Source organism: Cognatishimia coralii (assembly GCF_037478305.1).
GTDB lineage: Bacteria > Pseudomonadota > Alphaproteobacteria > Rhodobacterales > Rhodobacteraceae > Cognatishimia > Cognatishimia coralii.
This window is the reverse complement of the sequence record NZ_JBBGAZ010000004.1, coordinates 268,052-278,457: the sequence shown is the minus strand read 5'-3', so window position 1 is coordinate 278,457 and position 10,406 is coordinate 268,052. Positions and strand designations below refer to the sequence as shown.

General features: G+C 52.4%; 10 protein-coding genes. 8 read left to right on the top strand and 2 right to left on the bottom strand.

The genetic code is table 11. The features are described 5' to 3' along the window. Positions 1-82: 82 nt before the first annotated feature. Positions 83-727 carry a hypothetical protein gene (locus WG622_RS10210; RefSeq protein WP_339403481.1) on the bottom strand — a complete coding sequence of 215 codons (645 nt, stop codon included), beginning with the start codon at positions 725-727 and terminating at the stop codon, positions 83-85. Positions 728-2,089: 1,362 nt separating this feature from the next. Here WG622_RS10210 and WG622_RS10205 point away from each other — a divergent pair. From WG622_RS10205 to WG622_RS10180, 6 genes are all read left to right on the top strand, one after another. Next, positions 2,090-3,058, top strand: coding sequence for a GAF domain-containing protein (locus WG622_RS10205; protein WP_498371368.1), 969 nt, complete (start codon positions 2,090-2,092; stop codon positions 3,056-3,058). Positions 3,059-3,169: 111 nt separating this feature from the next. Continuing rightward, positions 3,170-3,685 (top strand): SRPBCC family protein, encoded by a 516-nt coding sequence (locus tag WG622_RS10200; RefSeq protein ID WP_339403479.1) that lies wholly within the window; start codon positions 3,170-3,172, stop codon positions 3,683-3,685. 34 nt (positions 3,686-3,719) lie between these two features. Beyond that, entirely contained in the window at positions 3,720-4,202 is a 483-nt protein-coding gene (locus WG622_RS10195) for a (2Fe-2S)-binding protein (RefSeq protein ID WP_339403478.1), read from the top strand. Positions 4,203-4,213: 11 nt separating this feature from the next. Then, a complete protein-coding gene (locus WG622_RS10190; RefSeq protein ID WP_339403477.1) occupies positions 4,214-6,583 on the top strand; it encodes a xanthine dehydrogenase family protein molybdopterin-binding subunit in 2,370 nt (789 codons plus the stop codon). A 54-nt stretch (positions 6,584-6,637) separates the two neighbouring features. Continuing rightward, positions 6,638-7,426, top strand: a complete 789-nt coding sequence (locus WG622_RS10185) for an FAD binding domain-containing protein (protein WP_339403476.1) — start codon at positions 6,638-6,640, stop codon at positions 7,424-7,426. Between the two features lie 113 nt (positions 7,427-7,539). Continuing rightward, positions 7,540-8,358 (top strand): XdhC family protein, encoded by an 819-nt coding sequence (locus tag WG622_RS10180; protein ID WP_339403475.1) that lies wholly within the window; start codon positions 7,540-7,542, stop codon positions 8,356-8,358. Between the two features lie 194 nt (positions 8,359-8,552). Here WG622_RS10180 and WG622_RS10175 read toward each other — a convergent pair whose 3' ends face one another. Next, the gene (locus WG622_RS10175) at positions 8,553-8,942 is read right to left on the bottom strand and encodes a MerR family transcriptional regulator (protein WP_209357080.1); all 390 of its coding nucleotides are present in this window, start codon (positions 8,940-8,942) and stop codon (positions 8,553-8,555) included. Between the two features lie 274 nt (positions 8,943-9,216). Between WG622_RS10175 and merF the strand changes: the two genes are divergently transcribed. Then, positions 9,217-9,585 carry a mercury resistance system transport protein MerF gene (gene merF / locus WG622_RS10170; RefSeq protein ID WP_339403474.1) on the top strand — a complete coding sequence of 123 codons (369 nt, stop codon included), beginning with the start codon at positions 9,217-9,219 and terminating at the stop codon, positions 9,583-9,585. Continuing rightward, positions 9,561-9,785, top strand: coding sequence for a GDCCVxC domain-containing (seleno)protein (locus WG622_RS10165; RefSeq protein ID WP_245168727.1), 225 nt, complete (start codon positions 9,561-9,563; stop codon positions 9,783-9,785). Before merF ends, WG622_RS10165 begins: the two co-directional genes overlap by 25 nt. Positions 9,786-10,406 lie beyond the last annotated feature (621 nt).

The window sequence follows — 10,406 nt, the reverse complement described above, 5'->3', positions numbered from 1 at the left end:
GGTGCGCGCAACTTCACTGACATGTTCAATGCTCTGTCCGAGATTTGCGATCTCTACTCGCCACAAGAGTGCTGGAACTACTTTACGGCTGCCGGATATGTCTCAAATTAAAGGTCGGACGCTTTAGAGAGCCGTTATTGGTGACCGAAATATTTCCGCCTGCGCCGCCAGTTCCACCGTTACCGCCATTGACGCTGTAACCAATTTTGAGAATTTCAACACTGAAGCCACCACCGCCTAAACCTCCGGTGCCGCCGCGACTGTTGATGGTTACCGCGTGTTGCCCCCGTGAACTGGTTGTGGAACTGGCACCCGCATTGACCGTTACAGAATGATTGCCTCCATGACCACCAGTGCCCCCAGCGAACCCGCTCTGAATTGCCAATCGCAGCCCACCTTTTCCATCGGGTACAAGCCCGATGAATCCCTCGACGCCACCACCTCCTCGCCCCCCTAAACCAGAGACTGAAACCCCCGTTTCGTTTCCACCAATGCCCTGGTTAATAGAACCCGGAACGCCGCCGGTTCCCGGGTTAACCACCACTACGCCCAACACGCTGACACCATCGACACCATTGGCTCCAGTAGACGAGTTGTCTACGGAATATGCCTTCGATGAAAATGGAAAACATGCGAGCGAAATGGAAAGCGAACAGGACACAGAAAATCTAAGCAACTTTTGAAGTTGGTTGCTTAATTTACCAACGGTGTCCCCGATACTTGACATAATTGTCTCCCCGAAGAGAAACGCTAAGCGTCGCGGCCTGCCGAAGTCACCAATTTATGGCAAAAGTGTGGCGGACACGCAATTGGCGGAAACAATGACCATTTCCAATGGTTCGTTGTCTCGAAATCACGGTCAAATTGTCTCTTACAATGTGCGTGAAAGACACTGATTCGGCTTGACGCTTCAATTTCGAAATCAGCGCGCTAAAGTTCTCAGGATTCCTATTTCAATTTGCTGCGGATTGTTTCAGGCAAGTTTGGATCGCACCCTCAGCGATAGTCCGACTTCCACCCACAGCAGTTGATTGGCAAGTCCATATCGATTGGTATCCCAGAGCGGCACAGTTGCCCCCTGAGACAGCTCTGCCTCTCGTGGACCAAAGGCCGCACCCGCCACCCCCAAACAGGGCATTTTCGGGGGCATTCTGAACCCAAAGGCGGCTTAGAATCCTATCAAAATATCAAGAAAGGAAGATGGCTGGGGTGGTAGGATACCTTGCTTCTCGATAGCGTTCTTCGGCTTTACCCAAGCACCTAGCAAACTGGGGCACTTTCGGGGGCATATCAGGGAGCTCGCGATAGGGGCACTTCGACATCCCAGCCATACGGGTGCAGAGGGTGCTCCCTCTGTCTGCGAGAGGAATAGCTGTCTCACGGGTGCTGTCCTAGGAGGCCTCTCTGACACCTCTCCCTCGGTTGGTGCCGTCTGCTGTTTCCTCATGAGTACCAGTAATGGGACGCTTCGGAGCCTTTCGATCTGTCGCACCATCGACAGTGGCTTGGCCCAAGTTGCCACAAATTGGCAGTCGATATAAACTTGCCGCTAAAGCGCCACGTGGAGGAACGATTGGTTTGCAATCCCGCACCACCCAAGGTCACACATGTGCCGGACTATTTTGCAATCGGAACCTGCCCTTTTTGCAGAACCCAATCCATTGTTTCACACCATGACTTGGAAAGCCTAGGCCGCCCAAAGGACGGGACCGCAGAATGGGTATGTACACTGTGCAAGAACATTAAGAAGTGCTCACAATAGTAACCAGCAATGCAGATAGGGAAGAAAAGCTCTAGCTGTAAGTACATAGCTTGGATGTACCCCAGTTGGATGTTCGTCGTGCTAGTCCATCTTCGTTAGCTTCCGTTGCTTGGTCAGCCGGACTTGGAAGGATTTACATACGGTGGCGAATGGCGCCTTAAGGTTTAGAACAACTGATGCTGCACTCGTAATTCGCTCTGCCCGGAAAAGCCGACTGCAAGCTCGACAACACAATTCGTTAGAGTTCGGTGTAAGTCGAATACTGAAGCACAAAAATTCACGCGGATTGAACTGATTGCGAATTGAGCTAAACTGTTCGTTGTTAAATTGGGAATCTGTACGATTACGTCTTTTCAGTTCCATATCGACCGAGTCGCCCGTGCTGTTGAGTCGGGCGCAGCAGGTGCGCGATCGAGACTTGCGGCATCCTGGGTGCGGTCGCAAAGAAAACACGGTTTGGATCCAGGCCGAAAAGACGGCCCAGAGTACTTAACCAACTTAGAAATCGAAACGAGAAAGCGTGAACTGGGACGTGTAGCAACAATAGCCGAGTCTAAGCTCGATCAACTTTTTGCTGTAGTTGGTGGCTCCGGATGCTGTGTTCTATTGACCGATCGAGATGGCATTGTGATTGACCACCGATATCAGATGGCTGACGAACATGCGTTTCGAGCTTGGGGACTTGGTGCCGGCGCTGATTGGAGCGAGTCTGCGCAAGGTACCAATGGCATCGGCACTTGCTTAGCAGAAGGTAGAGAGTTGATCGTTCACCGGGATCAGCACTTTATGGCAACCAATATCGGAATGAGCTGTATTGATGCTCCGGTTTATGGCCCTGACGGTGAAATCGTGGCGGCTCTGGATGTGTCCTCTGCGCGCGCTGACCAAACAGAAGCACTAAATGGCCTAATTGCCGAGCTCGTTAGACAAGCTGCTCGCAATATAGAGGCCGATGCGTTTCAAGATAAGTTCAGCGATGCAAGGGTGATGGTTGTTAGTGACTCAAGTGACGGCGTATCTCTTCTCGCGACAAATGCCGATGATATCGTTATCGGAGCGACCCGCGCTGCGCGTCGCGCTTTCGATCTTCAGTCCTTTGGCAACTTAAAGCCGATACCGCTCGGTGATTTGATTGGCCGAGATAGCGCATCAACGGGGTTTGCGCGCGCGCAAAGCGCGGCCATCACACGCGCGCTTATCCGTGCAGATCACAACGTAAGCTTGGCTGCCCGTGAACTGGGCGTATCGCGTGCAACGTTGTATCGGCGAATGAAGCGGTTTGGAATCAAAGGTTAGAAGCCGCGTGTCTCAGAATTGAGACAGTTCCACACTGCAATTGTCTGCCCCTGTCTTCACAGGGCTTTTTGAATTTGCTCCGCTACGTCAATATTTTTGACGGGGCCGTCCATGAAGCTAGAAGACACCAAAGACATCGCAGCGCCACGCACAGTGGTATGGGAAGCGATTTTGAACCCAGAGGTCTTAAAGACCTGCATTCCAGGCTGCCAAGAACTCACGGGAAGCGTTGAGGACGGTTTCGAAGCGGTCGTCATCCAAAAAGTTGGCCCTGTAAAAGCAACGTTCAAAGGCCAGGTCACCCTTTCAGATATTAAAGTGTCTGAGAGTCTCCTTCTTACTGGAGAAGGGAAAGGCGGCCCAGCTGGCTTTGCGAAGGGCGCGGCCAAAGTCAGTTTCGCTGATACAGATGAAGGCGGAACGCGACTAACCTATGATGTTGAAGCGAAGGTCGGCGGCAAGTTGGCCCAGTTGGGTAGTCGCATCATTGACGGCTTTACGAAGAAGCTCGCCGATCAGTTTTTTGAGCGTTTTCAAGACGGCTTAGAAGAGCCTGTTGAAACAGAAAACGCAGACGAAGAGGGAGAGAAACCCAAAAAAGGTTGGCTCAAACGCATGTTCAACTAGCGCGCCGATCTAGTCATCTAAAGGGAGGAAAAAGATGCCAACAGTTACTATGAATATTAACGGGCGACAGATGTCAGCCAACGTCGAGAACCGAACGTTGCTTGTCGCTGCATTGCGTGAGGACTTAAACCTCACAGGTACGCATGTCGGCTGCGACACCAGCCAATGTGGTGCGTGCCTAGTGCATGTTAACGGCAAGGCTGTGAAATCCTGCACGATGCTTGCGGTTGAAGCCGACGGCGCTGATGTGGACACAATTGAAGGTCAGGCGAATGCCGACGGGTCGCTCAATGTTATCCAGCAAGCCTTCCAAGACCACCACGGTCTTCAATGCGGGTTTTGTACGCCGGGAATGGTTATGAGCGCGGCAGCACTGTTAAAAGAGAACCCCAAGCCAACAGAAGCAGAGATCCGCAACCACCTCGAAGGCAATATATGCCGGTGTACCGGCTACCAGGGCATTGTGAACGCAATTATGGCAGCGAGCGGTCAATCGGTCGCTATGGCCGCAGAATAGGAGTCAGGGATATGGCAGCAGATGGAGGAATGGGCTTTGCCACGAAACGACGTGAGGACGTTCGTTTCCTAACCGGCCGTGGAAAGTACACTGATGACTATTCGCCTGCGAATACAACGTATTGCGCCTTTGCGAGATCGACCGTCGCAAACGGGACGATTAAGAGTATCGATGTGTCCGCAGCCGCAGAAATGCCAGGCGTTGTGGCCGTGTTCACAGGCGAAGATTTCGTTGAAGTGGGTGGCAATCCAGCAGGTTGGGCAATTGTGAGCCGAGATGGCGACCCAATGAAAGAGCCAAAGCGCCCAGTTTTGGCACATGGAAAAGTGCGGCACGTCGGTGATGCCTATGCGGCCGTTATCGCCGAGTCGCTCGCAGAGGCGATGGACGCTGTTGAGGCCATCGAAGCCGACATTGAAGAGCTGGAAGCCGTCGTCAACATGGCCGATGCTTTGGCGAACAATGATGTCTTGGTTCATGATGAGATAGGTACGAACCAATGTTTCGACTGGGGTTGGATAGAAGACAATCGTGCTGCCACTGATGAGGCGATCAAAAACGCTCCGCATGTGACAACACTTGAGCTGGTCAATAATCGTCTTGTTCCGAATGCGATGGAACCACGTTGCTCGATTGGGGAATACGACCCGGGCACTGGTGACTACAAGCTGACCACGACCTCGCAGAACCCTCACCTTACGCGTTTGCTGATCAGTGCTTTTGTAATGGGTATTCCCGAAAATAAGCTCACCGTTCACGCACCTGATGTTGGTGGAGGGTTCGGATCAAAGATTTATCACTATGGCGAAGAAGCGTTGGTACTCGCAGCCGCCAAGAAGCTGGGGCGGCCGGTAAAGTGGACATCCACCCGGACCGAGGCCTTCTTGAGCGATGCCCATGGGCGGGATCATGTAACAAAGATCGAGTTGGCCTGTGAAACAGATGGGACGTTCATAGCATTCAGAACCGAGACCATGGCCAATGTGGGCGCGTATTTGTCGAACTTCTCAACCGCGACCCCGACGTTCCTCCACGGAACTTTGATGGCGGGAAATTATACGGTTCCGAACGTCTATGTGAACGTCAAGGCTGTTTTCACCAACACAGCACCCGTTGACGCGTATCGAGGCGCTGGTCGTCCGGAGGCCACGTTTAGCCTTGAACGTGTGATAGACAAGGCTGCGCGGGAACTTGGCATCAACCCAGTGGAAATTCGTCGAAAGAACTTCGTTAAACCCGACCAATATCCCTTCGCCTCCGCTGCGGGTCTTGAATACGACAGTGGCAACTATGATGCCCTTATGGACGGCCTTGAAAAACATGCAGATCTGGCAGGCTTTGAAGCACGCGCAGCAGAGAGTGCCAAGAACGGCAAGCTTCGCGGCTTAGGCGTCAATAGCTACATCGAAGCATGTGGAATTGCGCCGTCCAATCTAGTAGGGGTACTTGGCTCGCGGGTCGGTCTCTACGATGCAGCAACGGTACGCGTAAATGCCACCGGCAATATCTCCGTCATGGTTGGCGCGCACAGTCACGGGCAAGGGCATGAAACGGCATTCCCTCAAGTGGTTGCAGATATGCTTGGCGTAGATCCGATGTCGGTTGAAATTGTACATGGTGACACCTCAAAGATCCCGTTTGGGATGGGCACCTATGGGTCACGTAGCCTTGCGGTTTGTGGATCTGCTGTTTATCGGGCCACCGAAAAGATCATCAAAAAAGCAACTCTCATTGCCGCTCATATGATGGAAGACAGCGCAGAGAATGTTGATTTTGCGGATGGCGAATTCTCCGTAAAGGGCACCAACAAGAAAGTTGGCTTTGGCGAGGTTGCCTTAAAAGCCTACATCCCCCATGACTTCCCAATTGAGGATATTGAACCTGGGTTGGAAGAAACCGCGTTTTACGATCCTGCGAACTTCACCTATCCATCAGGCGCTTACGCCTGCGAGGTCGAGGTGGATCCAGATACGGGCAAAGTCGACATTTGCTCAATGGTTGCCATGGATGACTTCGGCAACGTCGTAAATCCGATGATCGTGACGGGCCAGGTGCAAGGCGGTTTAGCGCAGGGTATTGGTCAGGCACTTTTAGAGCATGGGGTATATGACGAGAACGGTCAGCTACTGTCCGGTTCTCTGATGGACTACGCTATGCCACGCGCCGATGATCTTCCCAACCTTGTTGTTGATCACAGCTACGCAACTGAATGCACCCATAATCCGATTGGAGTTAAGGGCTGCGGCGAAGCAGGGGCAATCGGATCGCCTCCAACAGTGGTCAATGCCGTTGTAGACGCGCTGCAACGCGGTGGACACGACGTGGAACATATCGACATGCCGGTGTCTCCCGCGCGTGTCTGGGAAGCGATGAACGGATGATCTGGGAAGGCTTAGACCGGTGCAACCGGTCCAGCCACCAGACAGGAGAAAAACATGTACAATTTTGAATTCTCAAACCCAAAAACAATCGAAGATGCCACTAAGGCACTGTCATCAGCAGACGCTCAAGCAATTGGCGGGGGTCAGACTTTGCTCCCAACGATGAAGCAACGTTTGGCGTCGGCAGAGGTCTTGGTTAGTCTCAGCGGTATTTCCGAAATGGTGGGTGTTAGCCAAAGCGATGGTACCGTTAGCATTGGTGGTGCTACGACGCATGCTGAAGTAGCTAGACAGTCGGCGAAAACTTATCCCGCGCTAGCGCAATTGGCTGGCAAAATTGGCGACCCTGCGGTTCGCAATCGAGGCACGATTGGTGGATCACTTGCGAACAACGATCCCGCCGCTTGTTACCCAGCCGGCGCTTTGGCGTCAGGGGCGACGATTCAGACAAACAAACGTGAAATCCAGGCGGATGAGTTCTTCCAAGGGATGTTCGAAACAGCGCTCGACGAAGGCGAAATAATCACCTCTGTGACATTTCCTGTTCCGGAGGTTGCCAACTACCAAAAATTTGAACAGCCAGCGTCACGATTTGCACTCGTGGGTGTTTTTGTCGCTAAAACATCCAGTGGGGTTCGCGTTGCTGTAACGGGTGCATCGAATAATGGTGTGTACCGCTGGCGGGAAGCGGAAGCTGCATTGAGCACGGACTTCTCTGTCTCTGCAATTGATGGCATGTCGGGTGATCCGTCTGATATGATTGAGGACCTGCATGGATCGTCGGCATATCGCGCCCATCTTGTCGGTGTACTTACACGTAGGGCTGTATCGTCCTGTTGCTAAAGACAAAAATTAAGATTGCCTACCTGGACAGAAATTCTTGCCAGGTAGGTATATTTCGCTGCGGGAATTAGAAGCCCACCCCACCTGACAGCTACTACCGGACTATGGACCCTATGATCGACCTAAATTCGACAGGCACGGATCCTATCATCGCGGCATTGACAGCAACCCAACCATGCACATTTGCAGTGATAGTTGGAATTGAGGGCCCCTCTTATCGCCCTCTTGGTGCAATGATGACCATCTTCGCGAGTGGAGATTACGTCGGTACGCTTTCATCTGGTTGTGTTGAAGCAGATATTGCATTGCATGCGGTGGACGCACTTGCAGAAAACACGACGCGTGTTTTGCGATACGGTGCCGGGTCACCTTTTTTTGACATCGAACTACCATGCGGTGGCGGGCTTGAAATATTGCTAATCCCAAATCCGGATGTCTCAGTATTGCAAGCAATTGAAGACAATCGAAGTAACCGCCGAAGTTGCACGCTGGAAATTGATTTCAACACAGGAACTATGTCGCTTGCGAACAACGAGGAAACTGCCAGGCTTGAGGCGTCGATAAAAATACGTCTCGATCCCGAGATTCGTTTTCTTGTGTTTGGAAAGGGACCTGAGGCTGGAACTTTCGCTACGCTAGTAAACTCGGCGGGATACCCTACGTATTTGCTTTCGCCAGATGAAGAAACCCTGAAAACAGGCTCAAGGATTGGTTGCCGGACAATCCACATGCAATCGCGAGCAGTGCCAAATGGAGTCGATGTCGACTATCGAAGCCGAGTGCCAGAGACATCGGTACCGGGAGCGGTACTGGCTGCATCCATGCAGGCATCATCGCCAGCAGGACAATGCAGTAGGACAGGCCGTTGGGCAGTATCGGCCTCGCGTCCCACTTCCATCGCAGGAAAAGAAAAAGGGCCAGCCGTAAGCTGACCCCCAACACGCACCACAGCGTGAAAGAGCTGAACATCTGAATATCTCCTCTAAGAGTTCTCTTTATTCAGATGCTTGAAGTTGCTCGGTTTTTTACAGAGCGGGTGAAAGCTCGGGAAGGGGATCTTCTCGGTTTTTTTGTTGATGTCTGCTTTGCGGACGAAGCCTTCTGTGCTAACGATTTTAGCTTTCCGTCAACTTGCTCTTAGTGCGTCCAGCATTGGACAGTCATTATTGCCATTAGCACAGTTTGAAACCAGTTCAGACAAAGCTTTCTCAAGTTGCCGTAGCTCCCTCAATTTCGACCGAACCTCCGTAAGGTGTGCTCGCCCAAGCCTCTCTACGGTCTCGCACGAGTTGTTCGGCGCATCGGCCAAATCGCGGAGCGCAACTGCGTCTGGCAATGAGAAGCCCAAATCGCGACAACGTTTTATGAACCGAAGCTCGAATATTTCAGTGTCTGAATAGGCTCGTCGTCCGGACGCGGAACGCTCGGCTCTCGCTATGATACCCTCGCGCTCGTAGTAGCGGATGGTCTCAATCGAAACGCCGCTAAGGCGGGATGCTTCGCCAATCGCAATCATGTGATCAGACTCCACTTGCTTCTGTAGTTACTACAGGATGCATATTCTCTGGCATGATGTCTAACACCGAAACACATAAAAATGATGCCAACGGGCCGAACCGATTGTTGATCGGTGGCGCCGGCCTGCTTGCTTTGCTTAGCGCATCGTGCTGCGTATTGCCTATTGGTCTATCAATTATTGGATTAGGAGGCTCTTGGCTTTTATTGCTGGGCCCCTTTGTCGCTTATCGCATCGAAATTATCGTGGTCGTAGGCCTTGTCATCACCTGGGGATGGATACGGCTATGGAAGCGTTGGTCATGTGTAAGCCGCATCCGTTCAACAGTCGCAATTCTCTGCTTTGCGACAATTACTTTCCTTCTAACAGCGAGCTCTCCTTTGTGGGAGGAAGACGCGGCACGCACCATGTTTGCTTTGTTCAGGCGTCACGGATGAATAGCTGGCTGCTTCCCATAAGTCTTGGCGGCACAGGATTGGCAGCTGTCTGTTGCCTAACACCTTTCTTGCCGTGGTTATTCTCTCTGCTAGGGATCAGTGGAATGCTTGATTACGTGTATCGTGACGGCGTGTTGCTACCTTTTCTCGCAGGTTTTCTCATTCTTACAGGATACGCGCTATGGCGACCCAAACGAACGAAGTAGTTCTTCAATCTGTTCTCACCTGTCCCGAATGCGGGCATGTGGCCGAAGAAATGATGCCAACAGATTCGTGTCAGTGGTTCTACGAGTGCACGTCCTGCAACACAGTGCTGAAACCACTCGACGGGGATTGCTGTGTTTATTGCTCCTACGCCACCGTTCCATGCCCGCCGATACAGGAAGGTAAGTCCTGCTGTTCATAGCTGTCATTCGCCTCACGGCAGAAATGTGCAGTTGTGGACTCATTGCTCACAACCGCTACCATTCGCCATACCCCCCCCATCTCGCATTACTGGTACTTATTTATAGCGCAGCCCCAACAGAGCAGGCGACTGTCCCAGAACGCCATTGACTGCTTGCTCTTTTCCTCCCCACTTCTTCTTTCTTCTTTCTTCTTTCTTCTTTCTTCTTCTTTCCTCCCCCCACCTCCCATTACTGGTACCTATTAGGAGGGACCCACAGACAGCGCCTCAGAGAGGGCCAGAGAGGGCTCCCAGGGCAGCACCCGTGAGACAGCTGTTCCTCTCGCAGACAGAAGGAACACCCTAGGCACCCGTATGGCTGGGATGTCGAAGTGCCCCACCCAGAAAGTCCGCCTACGGCTCCCTAGAACAGCCTGTACCCAGCCTGAGAAATGCCCCCGAAAGTGCCCCAGTTTGCTAAGGGCTGCAGGAAAGCCGAAGGGACGTATCGAGAAACAAGGTATCCTACCACCCCAGCCATCTTCCTTTCTTGAGTGTTTGCTAGGTCCGGTCTGGCCGTAGTGGCCCAGAATGCCCCCGAAAATGCCCCTGTTCGGGTGTGGCGGGTATCCCCTCCAGAAC